The 23,507-nt window shown below is 40.6% G+C and carries 23 protein-coding genes and 12 tRNA genes; 6 read left to right on the top strand and 29 right to left on the bottom strand.

Annotation, left to right across the window (positions count from 1 at the left end; genetic code table 11):
* Window positions 1-6 precede the first annotated feature (6 nt).
* Both WG989_RS03535 and WG989_RS03540 read right to left on the bottom strand, forming a co-directional pair.
* Window positions 7-882: a polysaccharide biosynthesis/export family protein gene (locus WG989_RS03535; protein ID WP_340427406.1), complete on the bottom strand. Its 876-nt coding sequence runs from the start codon at window positions 880-882 to the stop codon at window positions 7-9.
* Between the two features lie 135 nt (window positions 883-1,017).
* Complete coding sequence (locus tag WG989_RS03540; protein ID WP_340427408.1) at window positions 1,018-1,527, bottom strand: UpxY family transcription antiterminator; 510 nt, start codon at window positions 1,525-1,527, stop codon at window positions 1,018-1,020.
* An 858-nt stretch (window positions 1,528-2,385) separates the two neighbouring features.
* On the opposite strand from WG989_RS03540, the gene WG989_RS03545 reads away from it, so the two are divergent.
* Entirely contained in the window at window positions 2,386-3,537 is a 1,152-nt protein-coding gene (locus WG989_RS03545) for an acyltransferase family protein (RefSeq protein ID WP_340427411.1), read from the top strand.
* Between the two features lie 67 nt (window positions 3,538-3,604).
* Here WG989_RS03545 and WG989_RS03550 read toward each other — a convergent pair whose 3' ends face one another.
* From WG989_RS03550 to WG989_RS03560, 3 genes are all read right to left on the bottom strand, one after another.
* Window positions 3,605-4,057 (bottom strand): hypothetical protein, encoded by a 453-nt coding sequence (locus tag WG989_RS03550; protein WP_340427413.1) that lies wholly within the window; start codon window positions 4,055-4,057, stop codon window positions 3,605-3,607.
* Between the two features lie 42 nt (window positions 4,058-4,099).
* Window positions 4,100-4,834 carry a nucleotidyltransferase family protein gene (locus tag WG989_RS03555; protein ID WP_340427414.1) on the bottom strand — a complete coding sequence of 245 codons (735 nt, stop codon included), beginning with the start codon at window positions 4,832-4,834 and terminating at the stop codon, window positions 4,100-4,102.
* A gap of 140 nt (window positions 4,835-4,974) precedes the next feature.
* The gene (locus tag WG989_RS03560) at window positions 4,975-6,429 is read right to left on the bottom strand and encodes a RapZ C-terminal domain-containing protein (protein ID WP_340427416.1); all 1,455 of its coding nucleotides are present in this window, start codon (window positions 6,427-6,429) and stop codon (window positions 4,975-4,977) included.
* Window positions 6,430-6,478: 49 nt separating this feature from the next.
* Here WG989_RS03560 and WG989_RS03565 point away from each other — a divergent pair, with 49 nt between their 5' ends.
* Together WG989_RS03565 and WG989_RS03570 are read left to right on the top strand one after the other, a co-directional pair.
* Window positions 6,479-7,567 carry a metallophosphoesterase gene (locus WG989_RS03565; RefSeq protein ID WP_340427417.1) on the top strand — a complete coding sequence of 363 codons (1,089 nt, stop codon included), beginning with the start codon at window positions 6,479-6,481 and terminating at the stop codon, window positions 7,565-7,567.
* Between the two features lie 25 nt (window positions 7,568-7,592).
* Entirely contained in the window at window positions 7,593-8,363 is a 771-nt protein-coding gene (locus WG989_RS03570; protein ID WP_340427419.1) for a DUF2490 domain-containing protein, read from the top strand.
* 66 nt (window positions 8,364-8,429) lie between these two features.
* Here WG989_RS03570 and WG989_RS03575 read toward each other — a convergent pair whose 3' ends face one another.
* Window positions 8,430-10,358, bottom strand: coding sequence for a M1 family metallopeptidase (locus WG989_RS03575; protein ID WP_340427421.1), 1,929 nt, complete (start codon window positions 10,356-10,358; stop codon window positions 8,430-8,432).
* A gap of 226 nt (window positions 10,359-10,584) precedes the next feature.
* Here WG989_RS03575 and WG989_RS03580 point away from each other — a divergent pair, with 226 nt between their 5' ends.
* The 3 genes from WG989_RS03580 to WG989_RS03590 are packed head-to-tail and all read left to right on the top strand — an operon-like array spanning window position 10,585 to window position 12,556.
* On the top strand, window positions 10,585-11,430 hold the full coding sequence (locus WG989_RS03580; protein ID WP_340427423.1) for an alpha/beta fold hydrolase: 846 nt from the start codon (window positions 10,585-10,587) through the stop codon (window positions 11,428-11,430).
* Between the two features lie 39 nt (window positions 11,431-11,469).
* Window positions 11,470-11,961 carry an RNA polymerase sigma factor gene (locus WG989_RS03585; protein ID WP_340427425.1) on the top strand — a complete coding sequence of 164 codons (492 nt, stop codon included), beginning with the start codon at window positions 11,470-11,472 and terminating at the stop codon, window positions 11,959-11,961.
* Window positions 11,948-12,556, top strand: coding sequence for a hypothetical protein (locus tag WG989_RS03590; RefSeq protein WP_340427427.1), 609 nt, complete (start codon window positions 11,948-11,950; stop codon window positions 12,554-12,556). Before WG989_RS03585 ends, WG989_RS03590 begins: the two co-directional genes overlap by 14 nt.
* On the opposite strand, the gene WG989_RS03595 is transcribed toward WG989_RS03590, so the two are convergent.
* The 23 genes from WG989_RS03595 to WG989_RS03705 form a co-directional block, all read right to left on the bottom strand.
* On the bottom strand, window positions 12,557-13,165 hold the full coding sequence (locus WG989_RS03595) for a hypothetical protein (RefSeq protein ID WP_340427430.1): 609 nt from the start codon (window positions 13,163-13,165) through the stop codon (window positions 12,557-12,559).
* 133 nt (window positions 13,166-13,298) lie between these two features.
* Window positions 13,299-14,744, bottom strand: coding sequence for an RtcB family protein (locus WG989_RS03600; protein ID WP_340427432.1), 1,446 nt, complete (start codon window positions 14,742-14,744; stop codon window positions 13,299-13,301).
* A gap of 5 nt (window positions 14,745-14,749) precedes the next feature.
* Window positions 14,750-15,307 (bottom strand): DinB family protein, encoded by a 558-nt coding sequence (locus WG989_RS03605; RefSeq protein ID WP_340427434.1) that lies wholly within the window; start codon window positions 15,305-15,307, stop codon window positions 14,750-14,752.
* 129 nt (window positions 15,308-15,436) lie between these two features.
* Window positions 15,437-16,534 carry a slipin family protein gene (locus WG989_RS03610; protein ID WP_340427436.1) on the bottom strand — a complete coding sequence of 366 codons (1,098 nt, stop codon included), beginning with the start codon at window positions 16,532-16,534 and terminating at the stop codon, window positions 15,437-15,439.
* A 699-nt stretch (window positions 16,535-17,233) separates the two neighbouring features.
* On the bottom strand, window positions 17,234-18,310 hold the full coding sequence (locus tag WG989_RS03615; RefSeq protein ID WP_340427438.1) for an AAA family ATPase: 1,077 nt from the start codon (window positions 18,308-18,310) through the stop codon (window positions 17,234-17,236).
* A 109-nt stretch (window positions 18,311-18,419) separates the two neighbouring features.
* Window positions 18,420-18,902, bottom strand: coding sequence for a ribonuclease H-like YkuK family protein (locus tag WG989_RS03620; protein ID WP_340427439.1), 483 nt, complete (start codon window positions 18,900-18,902; stop codon window positions 18,420-18,422).
* 188 nt (window positions 18,903-19,090) lie between these two features.
* Window positions 19,091-19,180: transfer RNA gene (locus tag WG989_RS03625), tRNA-Ser, on the bottom strand.
* A 96-nt stretch (window positions 19,181-19,276) separates the two neighbouring features.
* Window positions 19,277-19,360 (bottom strand) — tRNA-Ser (locus WG989_RS03630).
* 47 nt (window positions 19,361-19,407) lie between these two features.
* A tRNA-Asn gene (locus tag WG989_RS03635) sits at window positions 19,408-19,479 on the bottom strand.
* A 4-nt stretch (window positions 19,480-19,483) separates the two neighbouring features.
* Window positions 19,484-19,558, bottom strand: a tRNA-Lys gene (locus tag WG989_RS03640).
* 5 nt (window positions 19,559-19,563) lie between these two features.
* Window positions 19,564-19,635 (bottom strand) — tRNA-Val (locus WG989_RS03645).
* A 7-nt stretch (window positions 19,636-19,642) separates the two neighbouring features.
* Window positions 19,643-19,717, bottom strand: a tRNA-Ile gene (locus WG989_RS03650).
* Between the two features lie 8 nt (window positions 19,718-19,725).
* A tRNA-Ile gene (locus WG989_RS03655) sits at window positions 19,726-19,798 on the bottom strand.
* A gap of 7 nt (window positions 19,799-19,805) precedes the next feature.
* A tRNA-Met gene (locus WG989_RS03660) sits at window positions 19,806-19,877 on the bottom strand.
* A gap of 8 nt (window positions 19,878-19,885) precedes the next feature.
* Window positions 19,886-19,958 (bottom strand) — tRNA-Arg (locus tag WG989_RS03665).
* Window positions 19,959-20,059: 101 nt separating this feature from the next.
* Window positions 20,060-20,132: transfer RNA gene (locus tag WG989_RS03670), tRNA-His, on the bottom strand.
* A 91-nt stretch (window positions 20,133-20,223) separates the two neighbouring features.
* Window positions 20,224-20,295, bottom strand: a tRNA-Asp gene (locus WG989_RS03675).
* Between the two features lie 7 nt (window positions 20,296-20,302).
* A tRNA-Pro gene (locus WG989_RS03680) sits at window positions 20,303-20,375 on the bottom strand.
* A gap of 82 nt (window positions 20,376-20,457) precedes the next feature.
* Entirely contained in the window at window positions 20,458-20,595 is a 138-nt protein-coding gene (locus tag WG989_RS03685; RefSeq protein WP_340427440.1) for a hypothetical protein, read from the bottom strand.
* A gap of 80 nt (window positions 20,596-20,675) precedes the next feature.
* Window positions 20,676-20,831, bottom strand: coding sequence for a hypothetical protein (locus tag WG989_RS03690; protein WP_340427442.1), 156 nt, complete (start codon window positions 20,829-20,831; stop codon window positions 20,676-20,678).
* A 326-nt stretch (window positions 20,832-21,157) separates the two neighbouring features.
* Window positions 21,158-21,562, bottom strand: a complete 405-nt coding sequence (locus WG989_RS03695; protein ID WP_340427444.1) for a Dabb family protein — start codon at window positions 21,560-21,562, stop codon at window positions 21,158-21,160.
* Window positions 21,563-21,597: 35 nt separating this feature from the next.
* Window positions 21,598-22,707, bottom strand: a complete 1,110-nt coding sequence (locus WG989_RS03700) for a PA0069 family radical SAM protein (RefSeq protein ID WP_340427446.1) — start codon at window positions 22,705-22,707, stop codon at window positions 21,598-21,600.
* 168 nt (window positions 22,708-22,875) lie between these two features.
* Window positions 22,876-23,499 (bottom strand): 2'-5' RNA ligase family protein, encoded by a 624-nt coding sequence (locus tag WG989_RS03705; RefSeq protein ID WP_340427448.1) that lies wholly within the window; start codon window positions 23,497-23,499, stop codon window positions 22,876-22,878.
* Between the last annotated feature and the right edge of the window lie 8 nt (window positions 23,500-23,507).

A 23,507-nucleotide genomic window follows, 5' to 3' on the forward strand; every position in this document is an offset into this window, starting at 1 on the left:
TAAAAATTAGCGGAATAAATTAGTAAGAATAATAATGAAATTGATAAGTGAGAACCCTAAACTGACAAATTGAAACCTTCTTTGAAAAGTCTGATCAGTAGATACTAACCGCCTGTCAGTCGGTGCCACATATACCATATCATTTTGCTTCAGGTAATAATTAGGGGAATTGAAAAAATCTCCCTTCGTGAGGTCAACCGTATGCATAGTCCGAATTCCATTTTGCTCTCGAATGATCAGGATGTTTTTTAAGTTCCCTCCCTCCTCAATACCGCCAGCCATCCCAAGCGCTTCCAGAAAAGTAACACGTTCAGAGGGGAAGATAATAGAACCTGGCGACCCAACCAGCCCGTGAAACGTTACCCGGAAATTTTGGTAACGGATATTTACAATCGGATCTTCTTTGAGATATTCACTTGCACGTTTTACAATTTCCTTTTCCAATGCAGATTTTGTCATCCCGTCGGCCTTTATAACTCCAAGCAAGGGCAATTTGATTTCACCGGTAATAATATCAACCAAATAGTTGTTAGAGGCCCCGCCAGTTCCTCCGCCTGATCCGGAACTTGCTCCGGCACCTGCCGCACCTTCCGCACCGGCACCCACGGTTCCCTGTGAATAATTCTGGCTGAACAATTGATTGGTTGCGGAGCTTCTTGATGAAATATTTACCTGCAGCAAATCACCCTTTTGAATAATTGGCTCCACCAGCTGGTACTGACCAAGTTTGGACGTATCCAAACCTTCATTAAAATACACAGTTTCTTTCCGCAATTTTTCAGGCGATACACAGGCCGATAAAAACAGCGCCATACTCACAGCCATCAGGCCCAGAAATCGCATCATACTATAAGTTTGATCAGTCGATTGATGTTTATCCATGAACGTTACAATAAATGATTTATTTGAACTCGATCTTTTTGAACTTTTTCTTCCCGTCTTACAACGCACAACTAACAACTGCTGTCTTCCTCACTAATGACTATCCACTATCTGCTTCTGTCTTCCAACTATGGTCTATGAACTATTGACTACCACCTCCAGATTACTCTTCTCAAACTGCGCCGTCAATTCATAACCCAAACTCTCCAGCACCACGAAAGCACGGTTGTTCAACACTTTGATCACAATACCTTCTTTATCCATCAACAGCCCCGTCTTCACACGCACCTTTTCGCCAGCTGCCAAACTGATGGGCCTAACTTCCACCTGCTCATACTCATTCAAAAATTTTCGGATCACCTCAATTTCCTCATCTTTAATGATGCCCGGCTTCCCGTTCCAGTACAAAAAATTCACCACCCCATCTGTTAACCGCACCCTTGTCTTCTCCTCTTCAGAAACCTGCACAAACACATAGCTTTTAAACAATGGCTCTTCAATTATTTTATATCGGTCGCTCCATTTGCGCCGCACCTTATTCATCGGGCAGTAATAAACCAACCCTTTTTTTTCTAATTGCGCACAGATCTTCTTCTCCCACCTGGGCTTTGTATAAACAGCGTACCAATGTTTGCTTTCATTCATGTTTTCCTTCAAACTATATCGACTGTCAGGTCCCAACTTTTGCCTATTGAAGCCCGACTACCCACTAACGACAGTTCACTACCGGCTATCGGCTTTCCAAACCATCGACTATCACCCCTCCTCCAACCACAATTTACTACAAAGCTTCGCCCCCTCAGTCACATCCACAAAAAAAGACTAAGTACTTACTAATAAAAATCCTGCAATAATAAAAAGGGCAAACAAGCCTGTTAGGCTTATTTACCCTTCCAATAATGTTATAAACACTGCCGTAGCAGGTATGTGTTTGTTGTTATTCCGTTTCACGTTACAATTCACAGGTGCGCCGGCACCGATTCCATTGTTGCAAATTTATGTCGTTTAGACACTTACACATCAATCCATCCACCCCGGAGCAACGATGTTTTTCATTCAGTTGATCTGAGCGCAAGATAACGGTTGAGCCTCAATCGTAAAAAAATAATATTTAACATCAACTGCATATCCAACTGACAAACAATATCTCATTTGTTGAAAAAATCAACTTACTGAATGATACACTTAGTCCTCATTTGAAAAAAGATGCAGCTTCGTTGCTAAAGGCAGGACACTCCCACCTTACGCCCATGATGAAGCGTATATAAGGCGTAGCAGACGTAAAAAAGCGACACAAAGAAAGTAAGCCATTCCTATGTACAATCGTGCCTGAAATCAAGCAGAAACCGAAAATTCTGACCTTATTGTCAAAACAGCTTCACAATTACAAGCAAAGCTTTTGACCAGTCTTCAATCCTTACCCGTAACATTCAACATACAAATCCCTCATCCTATCCTACATCGAAAAACCTTCCTATTTTCATCACCACAAAACCCACTGCTTTGAATCAACGCTTTTACTCACTCGATGTATTTCGTGGTGCCACCGTTGCACTCATGATCCTGGTGAACAACCCCGGCTCCTGGTCGCATATCTATGCCCCGTTAAAACACGCTCCGTGGCATGGTTGTACACCTACCGATCTGGTGTTTCCATTTTTCCTCTTTGCTGTGGGAAATGCAATGGCGTTTGTGATGCCCAAACTGCAACAGGGAGGCGATGGCATGTTCTGGAAAAAAGTGCTCAAACGTACAGCGCTTATTTTTCTCATTGGTCTATTGCTCAACTTAAGTCCTTTCGTGAAATGGAGCAACAATGCATTAGTACTGAAAACACTGGATTCGATTCGCATCATGGGTGTATTGCAACGTATTGCTCTTTGCTACTTTTTTGCATCGGTAATTGTGTATTACTTCAAACAACGGGGTGCGTTTGTTACAGCAGCCATCTTGCTGTTATTGTATTGGTTGCTGTCGCTCTTTCTTGGTACTCCCGGTACTCCTTACAGTTTAGAAGGCTGGTTTGGCACTAATATCGACAAAGCCATTCTCGGTGAAGCGCATATGTACAAAGGCGAAGGCATTGCATTTGATCCTGAAGGATTGATGAGCACCTTCGCTGCCATTGTGCAGGTGATCTTTGGTTATTTAGTGGGTGATTATATTCAGAAAAAGGGCAAGACCTTTGAAATGGTTAGTGGACTTTTTGTTATTGCAACCATACTTACTGTAAGCGGACTTGCATGGGACATGGTATTCCCCATCAACAAAAAGATCTGGACCAGTTCATACACACTCTACACAACAGGGCTCGCCATCTATACCATTGCAACGATGATCTATTTTATCGAATTCAAACAGGCAAAAGGGTTTCTGCTGAAATTCTTTGATGTGTTTGGCAAAAATCCCTTGTTCATTTTTGTATTAAGTGGTTTCTTACCAAGAGCATTGGGTTTGATCCGTATTCACAATGGTCTCAATGCGGAAGGCTTACCCAAATACCTTTCGCCATTTGGATGGTTTTATGAAAAGGTGTGCAAACTCGTTCCCGGCATTCCTGAAAACGGCTCACTCGTTTATGCCATCAGCATGATCATCATGTACTGGGCAATTTGTTATTGGTTAGATAAGAGGAAGATTTATATTAAAGTGTAAACATCCTGAGCGCAGTCGAAGGGTGTTTGTGCAACCCTGAGAACCAGTCGAAGGATCAAAAAATATCTTATTTCTCAAACGTTTCTAAAATCTTCTTTTCTTTTTTTGCTATATCAGAACGAAACCTCTTCTCCTTTTTGGTATATTTACTATCCCTGTAAAAATAAAGCTCATTAATACTTGGATTATAGGTCTGTATATTTCTTTTAATCTCAAGTTTAATTAATGAATTTTCATGAAAGAAAAAGTTGCTTTCCGAGAAAAGCGTCAACTTTCCGAATTTTATTTTGCCAGAAAATTTACTAGTAAAGAGCACTAAATTACCGTTACTATCAGAATAATAAATATCAATAAAGAAATCCTTGTCTTCTGTACTATCAGATGTGATCGTCTTGCTAATTTGTAGTTTTTGTTTATTTATATAATTCACGATACTGTCAATGTTCTTTTCATTGACATTTTCCTGAGCATAAGAATCATAGGAAGTAAAAAGTATAAGTAAATAAACAAATCTCCTCATAAAAATAAATGACTTTGTAGCTTAGATTCATTTATTAAAAAATTACATAAAATAATTCTCCGCCACCGCCACACTCTCCTGCTTCCCCACATCAACCAACACATCACCACTGTGATCATAACCTAAAATCGTATGCTCTGCTGCAAGATCAAGATAAGGTTCGGTCAAAGAGAACTTACCGCTTTGTTTTACCAATGAAAAAAAGCGTGGTTCAAACACAACTACACAACTATATGCTTTTTCAATAAGCTTCTTCTTTTCATCTTCTGTATACGTAAGCACCGGACCTTTCTCTTCGCCCGTTGTTACATTACGCCAACCGCATAATTTATTTGCATCATCAAATAAAAAATTACGGGCCGTTTTTCGATTGGTAACAGCAAACGAAATCAAGGGTTTGTGTTGATAATGATAAGCAAGCAGATCATGAAGATTTAAGTTTGTAAGAATATCCACATTGATCGTAACAAACGGCTCATCGCCTTCCAGCAATGGTCTTGCTTTCAATAAACCACCGCCTGTTTCCAGCACTTGATCCCGTTCATCACTGATAACAATATTGCTACCCCAACCTTTATTTTTTTCTATTGCTTCGATGATCTGGTCAGCAAAATGATGCACATTCACCACCACATCTGTAATACCATATTGCTGCAGGTATTCAATGTTTCGTTGCAACAAACTCTTGCCGTTTACCAATGCCAACGCTTTGGGATGATGATCAGTCCATGGTTTAAAACGTGAACCCAAACCCGCTGCAAAAATCATTGCTTTCATACTCGCTGTAATTACTTTTAGTTTTCTCTGCGTTAAACTCTTTCTCTCCCTTCTCTGCGTCGAAGTAAGAAACAACTCACAACCTGCAAACCCGTAACCTATAACTTGCAACCTTCCACTCACCATTCACCACTCACCTTTTAATACGTTTTATTGATCCAGTTTTTTGCATCCTGCACCACATGTTTCAATTCGATCTTCACGCCATATTTATTCTTTAAATGACGGGCCAATGCATCAGCAGCATACACACTGCGGTGCTGTCCACCCGTGCATCCAAAACTGATCTGCAGATTGGCAAAGTTGCGTTGCATATAATCTTCCACAGCAATGTCAACAATGTTATACACGCTGTTTAAAAACTGCGGCATCTTTGTTTGCTGTTCCAGAAAATCTTTTACGCCTTTATCTCGTCCGGTTTGTGTTTTAAATTCTTCGATCCTGCCGGGATTTAAAATACCTCTGCAATCAAACACAAAACCACCGCCATTGTCTGTTTCATCAACAGGTATTCCGGTTGATTTATAAGAGAAGCTGCTGATACGAACCAGCAACGGTGTTTCATCGGTTGCCTTTGGCGGTTCAAAACGATGGATCACTTCATCCTGTACCATCAAGCCCAGCAACCGTTCAAATTCAGGTAATACAATCCCTACATTGCGGTTACTTAAAAACCAACGGATGTTTCGCAACGCCAATGGAATACTTGTTAAGAAATGTGCTTTGCGTTCAAACAAACCACGGAAACCATACGCACCCAGCACCTGCAACAAACGGATCAACACATAACCGTTGTACTGACTTACAAATCGGGTACGGTCAATTTCTTTCTGCAATACATTTTCTACACAATCCATATAATAATCCAGCAAGCTGTCTTTCCATTCATCCGATAACTCTGCTTTTGCCTGCCATAGCAAAGAAGCAACATCGTATTGCACCGCACCTTTCATACCACCCTGGTAATCGATGAAATGAACGTTGCCATCTTTCACTTGTATATTCCGGCTTTGAAAATCACGGAACATAAAATATTTATGATCAACTCGGGTGAGATAGATACTCAGGTCTTCAAAATCTTCGATCAGTTTTTCTTTATCGTATGGGATCTTCAACGTATCCAGAAAATAATAACGGAAGTACAACAGATCAGAAACGATTGCTTGTCGGCCAAACTCTCTGGATGTAATACACCAGTCGTAATTAAATTCTTCATGCCCCTTGATCTGCATATGTGCCAGTTGCTGCAAACTTTGTTGGAACAACCGATACGTATGATCAGTATAACCATGTTGCTCCAGTTCATTCAGCAACGATACATCACCAAAATCTTCCTGCAGATAAATCATTTCATCAACCGATACTGCATAGATGGTTGGTACCGGACATTTCGCTTGTTTAAAATGTTTACTGAATTTTAAGAAGGTTTGTGTTTCCTTAATATTCTTACTCCAGGTGGCAATACAGGTTGGCTCGCCTGTTACACGGTAATAAACACGGTCGCTTCCGCTTTGTGGCACTTTTTCAATCAATACAGGCAGTGTGCCAAAACAACCTTGATATAGCAGCGCTATCTGTTCATGTATTTCTTGCATAACAATCAAAGGAACGAAAAATAGCTATTTTAGCAATAAGTAAATATGTATGCGTAAGTTTTTGCAATCGATTCTCACCAAACCCGTTGCCGCAATGGCCAAACGCTATTCCAGCAAACCTAACCTGCAACGAGTACACGAGGCATTAAGTAAATTGTATGCACACACGTTAGAACATCCGGGAAAGAAAGGATTGCTGTTACCGATGAATGCAGCAACAGATCGGTTCATCATTTTCAGCGATCAACACAAAGGCGCCAAAAATGGCAGTGATGATTTTATGTGGGCCGAACCAAACTATCTCGCCGCTCTGGCTCATTATTACAATGAAGGCTATCATTTTATTTCATTAGGCGATAGTGAAGAACTCTGGGAAAATACAGTGTGGCCGGTAAAATCAAAAAATAAAATAACAACAGAAGCAGAGAAAAAATTTCTGACTGAAAAACGATTTACCAAAGTATTCGGCAATCACGATCTGTTTTGGAACAACGATCCGTTTGCAGGCTTGCAACTGTTCAGCATGTATGGCGAAACGGTGAAGATCTATGAAGCGGTTGTATTACAAACAAGCATCAGCAATACGGCACTTGATTTTTTTCTTACACATGGGCATCAGGGCGATGGACAAAGCGATGGCAATCCGTTCAGTGCATGGTTTGTATCACGCATCTGGGGACCGCTGCAGAGTTATCTCAACCTCAATCCCAATACACCGGCCACCATCAAAGAATTAAAAACAGCACATAACCGTTTTATGTATGAGTGGAGCAAGCAGGAAAAAAATCCTGTGCTGATCACAGGTCATACCCATCAACCCGTGTTTGCATCATTAACACATCTGGAGCGTTTGTACAAACAACTGATTCATGCACGTGAAAAAGCAGATGAACCCACCGCACAGCAACTGAATAAAGAGATCCGTTTCCGGCAGGACGAATATGATTATGTAAACAGTAATTATATTAAAATGAAGCCATTTTATTTTAATACGGGTTGCTGCTGTTACAGCGATGGAGATATTACCGGTATTGAAATAGCTGAAGGAATGATACGACTGATCAAATGGAAAAAGAAAGACAATGTTTCCATTCGTGAAATACTGGAAGAAATGAAGTTGATCGATCTGCTCATTTGATCGTTTGCCATTAACTTTGCGGGCCATGAAACAATTGACCCATCTTTTTGCAGTAGTATTTTTTTTGTTTATTGCAACAACAGGCACTGCACAAAATACAAGAATCAGAGATAACAATAATATTGGCTGGTTCTCCGGCACCGGCACATTTGCTTTCAACAAAAAATGGAGTGGGCATTTAGAATATCAATGGCGGAGAGATAACTACATCACCAACTGGCAGCAAAGTTTGTTACGTACCGGCATTAACTACCATGCAAACAGCAACACAACATTCCGGTTGGGTTATGCCTGGGCTGAAACCTATGCCTATGGTGATAATCCGCTCAATGCGTTTGGCAAAACATTTACAGAACATCGCATGTACCAAATGGCTACACTTACACAACGTAGCGGTAGTATTGATATCAGTCATCGTATGATCTTAGAGCAACGTTGGTTACCACGTTACAACTCTGCAGCATCAGTAAAGCCGGATAATTGGTTATTTATGAACCGTGCCCGTTACATGTTGCGTTTACAACAATCATTAAAAGGAAAAACATTGGAAGATAAAGAACCCTATGTTGCTGCGTACGATGAAATACTTGTTGGCTTTGGAAAAAATGTAAATGAAAATATCTTCGATCAGAACAGGTTTGGCTTATTACTTGGCTACCGTTTCTCACCTAAATTCAGACTGGAAGCAGGTTACATCAGCCAGATTGCGCAACTTGCAAGAGAAATTGGCGGACGAAATGTATTTCAACACAACAATGGTTTTATCATCAATACATTCTTCAACGTGAACTTATAAACACAGTTCATTTCAATAAAAAAGTCACGCTGAACAGCGTGACTTTTTTATTGTTGCTCAAGTTTATTATTTCTTCCAACTGTTGTTACCGGTATTCATATCAGGTAAACGCTGTTCGGGATCAGCTACCACTTCCTTGATGGCTGCTTTTGTTTGCACCGGGAAAGTCCAGGTATCACCACGCTGCCACACTTCTACCGGCAACCGGATCAATTGCTCATCGCCATTTACATCTACCACTTTTACAGTAAGTGGCATCGGCATTTTTTCCAACAGTTGCAACGTGATCATTGCGCCATTTTTTATTGGATCTACTTCTTTTACGGCTACATCAAACTTCCATGTATTCAAAGCCCAACTCCGCCAGAACCAATTGAGATCTTCACCGGCTACATTTTCAATGGTATGAAAGAAATCCCAAGGCGTTGGATGTTTAAAAGCCCAACGACGTACATATTCTTTCAATGCACGATCGAAACGCTCGGCACCCAATACTTCATTCCGTAACACATATAACATAATGCCCGGTTTATAATACGCTGCTATTCCAAGGTTTTGTTGTTGCACTACGTCAGCACCGTTGAGCATTCCATCCATTCGATCGTTAAACATTGCGTTAGATATGCTGCCAACATCCGGTACATCTTTATATTCACCTTTATTGAATGCTTCGCTGGAAAGAATATTGATGAATGTATTAAAGCCTTCATCCATCCATGCAAATTTGCGTTCGTTACTACCAACGATCATGGGAAACCATGTATGGCCAAACTCATGATCTGTTACACCAAATAAACCTGATTCCATTGCAGAAGCACTGCAAAACACAATACCGGGATATTCCATACCACCTACAATACCTGCCACATTTGTTGCAACCGGGTAAGGAAACTCATATAAATAGTTACTGTAAAACTCAATACTTGCTTTTGTATATTCTGTTGAACGACGCCAATCGTTCCCATCTTTTTTTGATGCACTTTCTTTCGGATACACACTCACTGCCATTGCCGTTTTTTCACTCGGCAAATTCATACGTGCTGCATCCATGATGAATGCAGTACTGGCGGCCCAAGCAACATCTCTTGTATTTTCACATTTGAATTTCCAGGTTGTAAATGGATTACCGGGACGTGAAGAAGCTTTGTTCACTTCATCAGCCGAACGGATCACCACTGTTTTATCGCTGTTCATTGCTTCACCCCAACGTTTGATCTGCTCTGCCGTAAAACATTCTTCTGCATTCATCAAACCACCACTTCCTACAACGATCATATTCGATGGTGCTGTAACGCTGTATTCAATTATTCCATATTCCAGGTAAAACTCACCCTGACCGAGATAAGGATTTACATTCCATCCGTTGATATCATCGTACACACAAGCACGTGGAAACCATTGTGCTACTTCATAGATCCAGCCATCTTTTTGTTTGAGGCGGCCCATACGATCAGTTCCATATTCAGGAACCGAAAACTTATATTCAATCACCACTTTTGCTGATGCACCTGCATTCTTTAATACTTCCGGCAACCATACCTGCATGCGTGTATCGGTTACATGGTATTTGGCATCCACCAGTTTGCCGTTCTGTTCAATTTTTACGGATTGGATCATGTGACCATCCGTAAACTCACCGTTGGCCCAACGTCCACCCAACGTGGTGGTGGTTGCAGAACCACGTGAATCTTTGCGATAAATATTCTGATCGAGTTGTAACCAGAGAAAACTTAACGCATCGGGACTGTTGTTTACATATTGCAACGCAACGGTGCCGCCTACTGTATGTTTATCCGGATCGATGGTTGCCTGTATGTTATAATTGGCCTGGTTCTGCCAATACTTTGGCCCCGGCTGACCGCTTGCACTCCTGTATTCATTACCAAAGTTTGGATAGAAGAACGGATGAAATGCTTCACGATGGTCGTACTTACTCTGTGCAAGCAATACAGTGGTAAAACACACACTCACTGCCAGGAAAAATAATCTCTTCATAGTTGTGATTAATAGTAGCGCTAAAGAAACGAAGCTTTGCCTATATGGGAAAGAATATTTTGTTAAAAGGTAAGCCCAGTAAGACTTTATGCATTTCAAATGTTGTGGTTGGCGGATCGATCACCCTCCCCAAAAAAAATATTTTTCTTTTTCTGTAATAATCCGTTCAGCCCTGCATCAAATAGCTGTAAACCACAAAAAATAAACATTTATAAAATATATCATCATGAAAAAAATCATCAGCCTCCTAATCATTAGCCTTATCATCTTTCAAGCAAATGCCCAAACCAATGCCTTTAAAGTAGAAGTAAGTGGGAAAGGCCAACCCATCATTCTTATTCCTGGTTACAGTTGCAGTGGTGAGGTGTGGAACGAAACCGTTGCTCACCTGAAAGACCGTTACGAATGTCACGTGATCACTATTGCAGGTTATGCTGGTGTACCGAAACTGGATACACCTATCCTCAAAACCGTTCGCAACGAACTCATCAACTATGTAAAAACAAAAAAGCTAAACAAGCCGATGTTGATCGGTCATAGTTTGGGTGCATTTATGAGTCTGTGGGTGAGCAGCGTGGAGCCCGATCTGTTTGGAAAGATCATTTGCGTGGATGGGTTACCGTTTGTATCGGCGGTTTCAGATACCACTACCAACGCAGAAGTATTGAAAAAGAATCCACAGTTCAATCCGGAAGCTGTAGCAAAAAATTTTGAAATGATCCCGAATGAAAATTATGTAAAAAATATGACGGGTGCAATGTTGTACCAGGTAAATGATACAGCCCGTGCAATACAGATCGCAACGTGGAGTTCGCAGTGCGATCGTCGCACATTGGGTTATACCATTGTGGAGATATCAACTACCGATTTGCGTGAAGACATTGCAAAGATCAAACAACCGGTATTGGTACTCGGTAGTATTTATGGTACAGAAGCAAACAGTCATGTAATGTTGAATCACCAGTTCAGAAACGTGCCCAACAAAACCATTGAAGTCGCCAACAGCAAACATTTTATTATGTATGATGTGCCTGAATGGTTCTATGCAAAAGTGGATGCATTCTTACAATAAATTTTGCAAGACCAAATTCAACATTATCTTACCGCTGCAATGAGACAAGAAGAACAGTTTACAGAGTTATACAACCAGTATGCTTCAGGCATCCGCAAGCTGTGTCTTGGTTACACAGGTGATGCAATGCTGGCCGAAGATCTGTTGCAGGAGAGCTTTGTGAAAGTGTGGAAGAATATGGACAAGTTTCGAGGCGATGCTGCATGGAGTACCTGGATCTATCGGATTGCGGCCAACACCTGTTTAACACACCTCCGAAAAAAGAACGAACAATTTGTAGATGCCGATGAAGAACGCTTAGCAATGATACCGGATGATGAACGCAACAAAGAACAGGAAGTGCAGTTGTTGTATAAATGCATCAGCAAGTTAGCAGAAACAGACAGGCTGATCATTACACTGGTACTCGAAGACAAACCCTATGAAGAGATTGCCGAGATCACCGGTATTACTGAAAATAACCTGCGTGTAAAAATTCACCGTATTAAAAAACAGCTCAGCGAAATTTACAACAGTTATGAAAGACTTTGATGCAATAAAAGATTTGTGGCAACAGTCGAAACCGGCTGAACAAAAAGCAGTGGACATGCAGGCCATTACCCGTCAATCGAAAGATACGAGGACGAAGCTATTCCGTCAGCTGTTGTTTGGAGGTATCATTCTATTTTTTACCGTTGTCTTCATTACTTGGATGATGTATTTCAGTACTATGAAACTCACTTGGTTCGTTACACATATTGCCATATGGATTATTAACACGACCGTTCTGTTGCAATCGATCCTTACACTTTTTACAGCTTACAAAGTGAGTTTGGTTGATGATACGTTGCCACCTGCACAACATTTGCAGCAATGGGAGGAATATTATGCATTTCGTAAAAAACAAATTCAATGGAATAAACCACTTTACTTTTTCTTTTTGAATTTAGGAATGGGTTTATATTTTCTTGAAGTGGTGCATGGCCGACCGATCGGTTATATTATTACACTTATTGTTGTGTATTGTGGCTGGATGTTGTATGCGTATTTCATTCTCGGCAGACGCATTTTAGCAAAAGAAGAAAAAAGACTGAAAGGAATTATGGATGAGTTGAAGGGGATTGAAGAGCAGTTGAAGACAGAATGATTAAACAGTAGGCGTTCGGTTCCCGGTTTTTATTTTCCAGTATTCGATGTAGTAGCAAAGCATAGCGTCATTCATTTCAAGGTCATCATTAAGTTTCATTGTTGTCTCATATATGGTGTCGGAATACCTATCGTAGTGAAACAGGATGAGTGACCTCGTGACTGAATCGCTTGAATGATCTTCTTCGATATAACTGGCCATAAAATCTTCCCAGGCTATTTCCATTTCTAACTTTTGAAACCAAATACTTTTGGAACTAATGATAATTTTCGGTTTTCGGTCAACGATCGATCGAAGTTCAAGCATTACAAAAATCATCAGCATTGTCATTGATATGTAGGGATTGCCTGAATCCTGGCTCCATGATTGATAAAAAAATAAAAACATAAACAAATGCAAAGCGGCGATTCTGTAAATCGCCGCTTTTAAATTGTATCTGATAGTTATTTCTTCTGATGGAACCTGGTAATCTTCGTATGTATTACCGACATCCCATGTTGTTTTGTAGGTTTTCTCTTTCTGTTGCCACCATCTTCGTGGCTGTTCTCTAAATCGTTCTTTCAGTGCTTGTAGTAATTCTATTTGTCTTTTTTCAAGGGTTTCATTCATCTTACACAAAACTATAAAGCCAATATTACCACAATGTTAAATTCAGTAAAAACAAAACTCCTGCTACATTACTGCAACAGGAGTTGAAACGGTTTTTGATTTACCAATTATTCATTATCAATTATCCATTCATCTACTCTCCTTCCACCTCTCTCGTCTTCTGCCAAGGCTTAATACTCGGTCCATCCATTTTCACGATCTTCGGTGTAAACTTTCCAACAACATCAACTAATGATTGCTGACTCTGCATCACCAGTTCAATATCCTTGTAAGCAAATGGTGCTTCGTCTAATCCGCCGCCCATTAACTTCACGCCATGCTTTTTCAATTCATCTTTCAATGCATTATGCGTAATGCTTTGCATAGCTCTTGAACGACTCATTAAACGTCCGGCTCCATGTGAAGCTGAATTAACAGATGCTGTTTCTCCTTTACCTTTTACAATAAAGCCAGCGGCTGTCATGCTTCCCGGAATAATACCCAGTACATCTTTACCTGCTGGTGTTGCACCCTTACGATGAACGATCACATCTTTTCCTTCCCACTTTTCTTTCCACGCAAAGTTGTGATGATTCTCCACCATCTTTATTGGTCTTCGTCCAAGTTGTTTGGCGATCTTTTGATGAATTACATGATGACAGGCACTTGCATAATCACCGGCTAAATTCATCGCTAACCAATATTCCATTCCTTCTTCTTCATCGAGGTTTAACCAGGCAAGATTTTTTGCATCCTGCGGCAAACGTCTTTTACTGATAGCGATCTTGGTATAATGGTTCGCAATGTTTGCACCCAATGCTCTTGAACCGGAGTGACTCAACAGCCCAACATACTTCCCTGCTTCCACACCCAACACTTCATCTTTCTCTGCAATTTCCACCACACCAAATTCAACAAAGTGATTTCCGCTTCCGCTGCTACCTAATTGTTTCCATGCACGACCGTGCAGGTTTTTCAGCAACGGCAATTCGAAAAACAATTCGTTATCCATCACTTCATGATTGGCACTTTGTTTAAACTGTGCGCCGCTTCCAAATAAAGTAGCTTCGCCAATCTCTCTTGCAAAGAATGCTTCTCGTTGTACCAGATCTTTCGGATCGATATCAAAAATGCTCAAACACATTCTGCAACCAATATCTACACCAACACCATAAGGTATCACTGCATTCTCAGTTGCCAATACACCACCGATCGGCAAACCATAACCATGATGTGCATCGGGCATTAATGCGCCGGCTACTGCCACAGGTAATTTTGCTGCGGTGTACATCTGGTGCATGGCGCTTTGTTCAATATGCTCGCTTCCGAACACATTAAATTGAATTCCGTTTTGATTCAACGACAACTCTCCTTCACTTTCTTTTTCATCCGGCATCAATTGTTTTGCGATCAATGCCAGCACAGCATCATCTAAATAATTTGCAGGTGATGCCAACACTGCTTTCAACAGTTCCATAACTTCCTCCTTTGTGTGATGCTTGTATTTTTTTTGCATCACATTCATGGCGACGCTGATCACCGGTCCTTCCGGATAGCCAATCGCTCTTAATTCTTTTCCTGATATTTTTAACTTGCTCATTGTTTTTAGTTTTTAAATTCTCTACGCACTTTTTCCATTTGCATAAGGTGCCTATTTATGTGCTGCACTAAAAAATAGATATAGTGATACATATCAATCTTTCCGAGATCATTAACACTCATCATTGTTTTGTAAAGCACTCCTTCTCCCTTAGGCATTTGATCAAGATATAACAGACATTCCAGCATTTGTTCGTTCAAAGTTGATTTGATTTCATTTAATGACAAGGTGCCTTTTGGCTCCATATGCTCAGGCCTGCTCCATTTAAAAGAATTGTGTTCGCCAATCATTTTCAATTTCTCCCAATCTAAGTCATAGTTAAGAAGCAAATCATCATAGTTTTTATCTTTTGCTATTTCAACAGCTTTAGCAGTTCCTTTTCTGACAAGAATTAGCAAGTAATGATTAGTCAGAGAAATATGTTCCAACACTTCTCTGATACTCCACCCGCCTTTTACCGGTCGATAATCTAATAGTTCATCATTCGCTTCAAAACACAAAAACAAATGAGCAAATGCTTTTGATAGATCTTCCCTAATCCTAGTAATTACATTTTGTATCATAATTTGATTAAAGCTAAATAGGTTTATTCAATAGAATTCCCAACCGTACAAGTGTGCGACGCAACAAAAACTCAATAGTAGCAGTGGCGGCGACAACAAAATAATCATCGCTCACCACTACTTCCCATTTTATTTCTGTGGTACGAAAATCTGCTTCAACTGTTCAATCAACACACCGTTACCACTTACACTGATGTTGCTGATCTTGTCGGCGATCTTTTCTACATATTCCATTTCCTTCAGTTTCCACAACATCGCATTTTCTTCCATCAGCTTGGCAGTGTTCAGCAAGCTACGGGTGCTGGCAGTTTCTTCACGACGCATGATGCTGTTGGCCTGCGCTTTCTTCTCGGCGATCAACACCTGGTTCATGATCTCTTTTACATCGCCCGGCAAAATGATATCACGGATACCAAAACCAAGCACTTCAATACCCAACGCTTCCGCTTTCTCTTTTACCTGCGCCAGAATGTAAGGAGCAACTGCCTCTTTTTTCTCCAGCAATTCATCGAATCCATAACCGGCAATGTATTCACGCAGCACCAATTGAAAAGCTACGTACAATTGTTTATCGTACTCTTTGTTTTGCAACAATGCTTTTTCAATATCGGCCACTTTGTATTGTGCCCATGCATTCAAACGCAAAGCCGCTTTGTCTTTGGTTAGAATTTCCTGGCCGTTGATCTCCAGTTGTTGCTGACGTTTATCTACTTTACCCACCAACACACTAATGCTGTTCTTCCACCAGTAGTACACACCGCTCTGCAAACGTTTTTGGAATTTACCATCAACAAACAGCAAAGCCTCTTCGTAGTTTTCTACACTGTAGTTACGCACATACGGAGCCAGCAACCTGTTTTGCAAAACAGCACGATCAATGTTTTCATCGATCTCCACTTTGCTGATGTCTGCCTTTACAAACGCATACTCAACAGCACTTTTCCAGTAAGTGTAACGACCGGCAGTCAACACCTGATCCAACAAACCATTTTCATATTTCAACACAATTTCATTGTCTTTTACATCTACCACATGCAAGGCTTCTGCTAATGCAGCGTCCTGCAACAGGATGTTCAATTCAATTGGCGCTACAAATCGTTTATTAAGATCATAAAACTGCACTTCTTTGTTGCACAACCAGTAGTTACCTTCTTTCAGCATTTGCTGATATACACCATTCTTAAATACCAATGCCACATGGTAGGCATTTACTTTTACACGTTTCATTTTATTTGTTTTGTTGCGCATTGCATACATGCAATTTGCAGTTGTTTAAAAAGAATAAAGCCGGTTGGTTGATCATCCTGTTGTTACGGAGATGAATGTTCAATTGCGTTAGTTCAAGCGGTTCATCAAACGCCTGTTGATGATAGGTATCATCAATTCTGAGTGATGGAGCGAATGCTTTTGCACAACTTCTTTTTCACCTGCGGGTAATTACCTGATTGCAGCATCAATCAACTGATCGTTAACGATTCATCTTTTGATACCGCCGGCCAATCACCCGGCTTTATTTGTTGGTCAGCATTTGAGAAGCGCTGTACTTCGTCTGCTACATTATCAGTGTAGTGTTCTACCATTGAACTATTCACCCTTGAGATGAAACAGGATTCGAACCTGTACTTGGGAGCTGACACTCTAGCCACTTGAGTTACCCCGTTTTTACGGGAGAAGGATTCGAACCTTCGTCCTTCAGCGTATTGGCAGGCATAGCACAACTGCAACAACAGCATACAACAGGTTACTACCGTTGCACTATCGTGCTTCTTTGAAACACAGATCCGGTTTGCTGTCAATCTGCATATACCTGTCTTGCCGTTAAGCAAGCTTTTATTGTCTGAACCATGATTTGGGGAGATGAAACAGATTCATAAGATTATTCTCTTCATAATCCATTAAATCCACCCAAATCCCGGTTCAGACATTTTAATTCATTAATTCCACCTGTCTGCGAAAACCAATCACTTCAACTTTTTCAACCTGTTGTGTTTTTTCATGCGGGTTGGCAATCTCTGCAATGGTCATCGGTTGATCAATCAGCTTATCGAAACCAAAATGATTTGATAAACGATTGGCTTTCTCCACACCCAATTTTCCAAACTCATACTTTGCGATCAGTCTTCCTTTGCGCATTAACGCACTATCCACCATCGTAAGCGAATTGTTGAAGGTGCAGATCAATTGCACATTCAGGAAATCAGCCAGTAACCCATCTGAAATATTCAACAGGTTCGATACAGATGAACTGCTGCTATACTTTCTGTCCATGATAATATTCTCTGCATCTTCAATGATCAATACCGTGTTAGGATTATCAATCAGCAGTTCAATAAAATCAGGATTCATCAAATTACCTGCAACAGAAGGCGACAGGAACAATACACGTTTCTTGATTTTTCCAACCAGGTAACGCAGGTAGGTTGTTTTGCCCGTGCCGGGTAAACCATGCAGCAGTACAATTCCTTTGTCGTTCTTTTGACTCAATCTTTTTCTGATCACTTCATCTATTTCCTTAAAATCATCTTCATAAAAAAGATTCAAGTCAAGCTTTGTACGTTTGATCTCCATTGCTTTTAAATCAAGATGATTTCTGTTCTGCACGATCAGGTTTATTTCTAATGGCTGGCGACGTTGCCGTTCCTTAAACTGATTGACCATGATGCTGAGTTCCTGCACAAACGCATCATTTTTTCCGTTGTGCAATACTTCGCAATAGTCATCATCAAATTCAAGTATGCAATTATTGATTAAAATCACCACTGTTTTATCGAACTGGAATTTCTTTTTCTTTTGCTTGTACCAGCGTGTCTGATGAATATCCTTTATCATTTCAGCATAACGCTCCTTAAATACTCCAAATGCTTTTTCACCATCGATATAATTCATGAAATGAATACTCGGCAAGCTGTTGAAGCAATACAGGTATAAAATTTTCGTATCCAAAAAATTATCAGAGAACACATTGTTAGCACTGATCACTTTTTGATTAAATAAACTGTCCATTGTTTTTAATTTTTAATTGTCTGAACCTTGATGTTTAGGATGACTGGGATTTACAGGATTAAATACATTTCCTATTTGTCCCAATCATCTCATATATCCCGGTTCTGATTTATTGTACTACTTTATTTGCACAACTGGAACTGGCGAAAGCTTCCGGTTTTGCTTTGAACGCAAAGCCCATCCCCATGATATAACCCATTGCTTCTTTCAATGCATCATTGCTTTTAAAAGAAGGGTTGGTGTTAATATCAGCATGCACTTCCATATCCACATCATACAACGTAAACAACCTGCACAATCCGTACGCCACATCAATACTCATGGCAACTTCCGTTAACATCCGTTGCTTAATGTTCATCTTTTGTTTTGTTGTTTCATTGTGGATGTACATGAAACCGCCTTTTCCTTTCCGGATGAAAACGATCACGGTTGCAAATTCAGTTTCCTTTCCTTTCACCTGGCTATCGGTACCAATGCACACTTTTAATTTGTGTCCCATTTCTTTTTCACGTACCAACACAGCTTTTACTTCGTCCTCAATAGGCCGCCGAATTTTTTCTCCGTTCAATTTTCTCCATTGCCGCTGTTCCATTGTTTTACATTTTTTAATTTTTCATTCTTCCTTTCTAATTTTAAGTGGTGCCCCGTGGAATTGAACCACGATGTCCGGGATTTCACTCCGGTGCATATATCCATTCTGCCAAAGCACCATTTGTTTGTTACAGTTACTGACTGATATCTTATTTCCTCATCATCGAACTAAACTGTTCCAAACAATTGCGGAGAGTAAAGGAATCGAACCTTTGTATCCGCCTGCGGCGGACAGCCCAAGCTTAGCAGGCTGGCACATTACCACTCTGTCAACTCTCCTTTTTATTTTTTGTTACCGGTAACAAAAACTCCAATCATCCTCGTTGCGTCGCACTCTTGTACTGCATATCGCAAATCATGTTTTCAAATACACAGCGGAGAGAAAGAGATTCGAACTCTTGAGGCTTTTACACCCAGTCTGTTTTCAAGACAGCATCCATGACCAGCCGGACTCTCTCCATAAGTGTGAGTGGTACGACTCTCCAACTTCGTTGCACTCACAATTGCGGATGAAGAAAGATTCGAACTTTCAACCTACGGTCTAACAAACCGCTGCTCTGCCGTTGAGCTATTCATCCATTGTTGGCCCGGTGAGATTCGAACTCACAACCTCCCGGTTAAAAGCCGGGAACATCTATCCAGTTGAGCTACGAGCCAATTTGTTGCGACTGAAAGATTCGAACTTTCAACTATCACCTTGTAACGATGATCTTCTTCCATTGAATTAAGTCGCATTGTTTGTGATGACTGAAAGACTCGAACTTTCAACCTTTACCGTATCAGGGTAACGCTCTCAACCAATTGAGCTAAGTCATCTTGCTATGTTGACCCAATCAGATTTGAACTGATAACCTTGAACGTATAAGGTTCCTGCTCTCACCATTGAGCTATGGGTCAATGATTGTTGCGGTTACAGGAGTTGAACCTGTATCTGAAGCTTATGAGACTTCCGAATTAACCATTACTCTAAACCGCAATCTGTTGTTGACTTAACAAGAGTCGAACTTGTATCTCTGCGTTCGTAGCGCAGTATTCTCATCCATTGAACTATAAGTCAAATTTGTACGGCTTCCGGATTTGAACCGAATACAATCATCTGCTACTTGCCTCTCAGAAAGAGAGGGAGACAATCATGTTACCATTACACCAAACCGTATTGGTTGACTCCGGGACTCGAACCCTGTTCTTCACATTCACAGTGTGATGCTTTACCAGATAAGCGAAAGCCAACATTTTAGTTTACGTCACGGGACTCAGAGTCGAACTGAGAACATCACAGTCAAAGTGTGATATGTTAACCATTACACTACCCGGCAATAAAGCGGTTCGTACGGGAATCGAACCCGTTGCAACAGATCGACAATCTGTGATGTTAGCCGTTACACCAACGAACCAATTTTGTATAGCAGACAGGACTCGAACCTGTAGCCTCTCCGTTCCAGGCGGAGTATCCAACCAATTGGAATGCTGCTATGTACTTTATGCAAAACAGTTTTGGAAAAGCGCCCCGTTGCATCTCACGGGGTACGCTTATTTCCCTCCTCTGCACTATAATATTATCTCAACTGATATGCTGCAGGGTGTAATACATTCTCCTGCACATTCGCATCGTTGTTGTTATCCTCTCCATCATTTTTGTTGCTGATCATTTCTAAAAAGAAACGAACGATCAACACAACAGCAATCAGTTTCATTATATCCTCCTTTTTTTCATCGAACAAAAAAGCCCGGTCGTTTTTTACGACCGGGCTTTGCTCTTCCTCTACATAAGTATTTATGTATGGATACAATCCGGTCGCTTATGAATAAAATCAATCACATAACTATTGGGCATACCATTCCTGTTTGGTTGCAGTAACCAACTATGCATTGATGATTTCATTGCATGTGTTAAACTCAATCGTATGTCTTCTCTTTTTGTTCTGATCATTTATTCATTGTTTTTAAATAGTGTTTTTCATTTCATAGCAACGGCCTTTGTTATGTTTTCGCAAAAACCATGTAAAACAAAAAGCCCCGCAATCTCTTGCGGGGCCTGTGTTATAGCGAATTCGTTTCTTCAACTTTATTCAACAGCAGTACTTGCCCCGCAAACAGTATAGTCACTCATGGGACTAAACTTATTCACTCGTTCGATATGTGATTGTATGCGTAGCATTTATTGTTGTTTATAATTTTTGTGAGTGCAAAGATGAATTTATTTTTTTGATGTTGCCAACTTTTTGAACAAAAATTTTTAAAATATTTTTTTGAACATCAAACATCAACAGAATCATACACGATCACTTTGCTCCATACATGCGAGCACTCTTCTATAAATTTCAAATGGATGGGATCGGTCTGATAGCTGGCCTGATCAGCACCGTTAGTAAACTGTACGAACCATGAAACAGCATAACCCGTTTCAATTACTTCACGATTGGTATCGGCCGGCTTGCCGATGTGAAAGTTTTGAATGGTTTTTACTTTCGCCAGTTTGGTTAAACCTTCTACAAGTTTATCCCTGTCGGTTTTACTGTCTGCATTCTTCAACCAGAAGTACACATGGTGAATGAAGATGTTCTTTAATTCTTTGTCCATTGGTTTTTGTTTGAACGAAGATAAGCCGGCAATAGCAGCCGTGGCTGCAGAAAGTTTTGCGATGAATGATTTGCGTTGCATAAGGATTGTTTGATGCGTTAAGTTACATTACAAATCTAAAATAAACTCGTCTGCATACCCGGTCTTCTGAATTTTGTTCTGTCTAAACTCCATTCTTCTGCATTCATGCCGTACAGCTTGCCATATTTTTTATACTGTTGTGCCACCAGTTGTGCAATGGCTCCTTCGCCACGCATGCGCACACCAAAACGTGTATCATTTACTTTTCCATCATGACTATGTTCAATGTGGTGCCACACTTTATCAGCACGGTCGGGGAAATTTTTATACAACCAATCATGAAATAAAAATTTGATGGCTCCATTCAACCGAATAAATGTGTAAGCCGTAAACGTAGCACCGTTATCTCTTGCTGCTTTCATGATGCGTTGCATTTCGTGTTCGTTTAATCCGGGTATCATCGGCCCCATCATAATACCCATACGTACACCTGCACTGCTGAGTTCGTTGATTACTTTCAGTTTTGCTTTGGCGGTAACGGTGCGTGGCTCCATCACTCTTCTCAGATCTTCGTTGAACGATGTGATAGAAACCATCGCCGATACAATATTCTTCTTACCCATTTCCTGCAGCACATCTTTGTCTTTGAGTATCCATGCATTTTTGGTGAGGATGCCCACAGGTTGATTAAACTCGTTGCAAACTTCCAGCAGGCCTCTTGTTAAGCGATAAGTTTGTTCGGCGGGTTGATAGCAATCGGTATTGCCACTGAGCATGATGGGTGTAGCATCCCACTTGGGGTGCATTAAAAATTTACGCAGCAGCTCCGGTGCATTTTTTTTGATGAGGATCTTTTGTTCAAAATCCATTCCCGCACTGTAACCCCAGTACTCATGCACATTGCGTGCATAACAGTAAATGCAACCATGTTCACAACCGGCGTAAGGGTTCATACTGTAGCTCATCCCTACATCGGGACTTTCCACTTTGTTTACAATTGTTTTGGGATGCACTTCAATGTATTGTGTTTTGAGATTGGTTTCTTGCCAATCATCAATGCCTTCGATGTGTTCTTTGGTGACTTCGTTTTTTAAAAAGCGGTTCTTGGTGTTGAACTGTGCGCCACGGCCGGCATGGTACGGCTGTGTTTCATCGGCATCTTTGGGTTTTACTTTATAATGATCCTGTTGTAATTTTTCTGACATGAATTGTGTAGCACAGAGGACACGAAGTTTTTTCACGGAGTGCACAAAGAGTCCTCTGTGCTCTTTGTGTTATGCTTTGTGCACTTTGTGTAACCAATAAGATGAATAGAATTACTATACGATGCAGTGTGCGACGCAACGAAAGTTTAATTGTAATACAGTTGCTGATTACCCAAATAATTCTCCCTGTTTTGTTGTAACAGCGAGGTTTTGAAATGAAAGCCTTCGAACGATCTGGTAGGCTTTTTCATGAAGTGGCCGCTTTAACAACAACATTCCATCGGCAATAAAACGTCCAGTGAAATGCTTGTGCGAATATTCGAGCCAACCTTTTTCAAATTGCCAGGGTTGCAGTTTGCGTGCAATGTTGATAGTGGGTTCGAGAATAAAATGCGGCTTATTCTCATCGTTGAGTTTCATGAGTCGTTGTGCATCAGTACGAATTGTTTTCACCAATGATTGTATCGGCAACTTGCTCACCACGTTGATGTAAATAGTGTGCGAAGGAAAACTTCCGTAATCACGCAGTTCTACTTTAATGGGATGAAAGCCCATTGCAATCATATTGAGTCGATTCACCAATCGTTCTTCCATTAATTCGTACTGCAGAAAATTTGCCAATGTAATATGTGGCTTGCCCCATTTTGCATGTTCAGACTTGTACTTTTCTGAAAATTCTGTTTTCACTTTTACAATACGGTTCCATAATTCTTCATGCGGACTTAATACCAGCAGGTATTCGTACACCCTGTAACCGGGAATGGTTGTTGTTGTGATTGATTGTAATTGCATGACCCATC

It is taken from the genome of Lacibacter sp. H407, from assembly GCF_037892605.1.
In the GTDB taxonomy this organism is placed as follows: Bacteria; Bacteroidota; Bacteroidia; order Chitinophagales; family Chitinophagaceae; genus Lacibacter.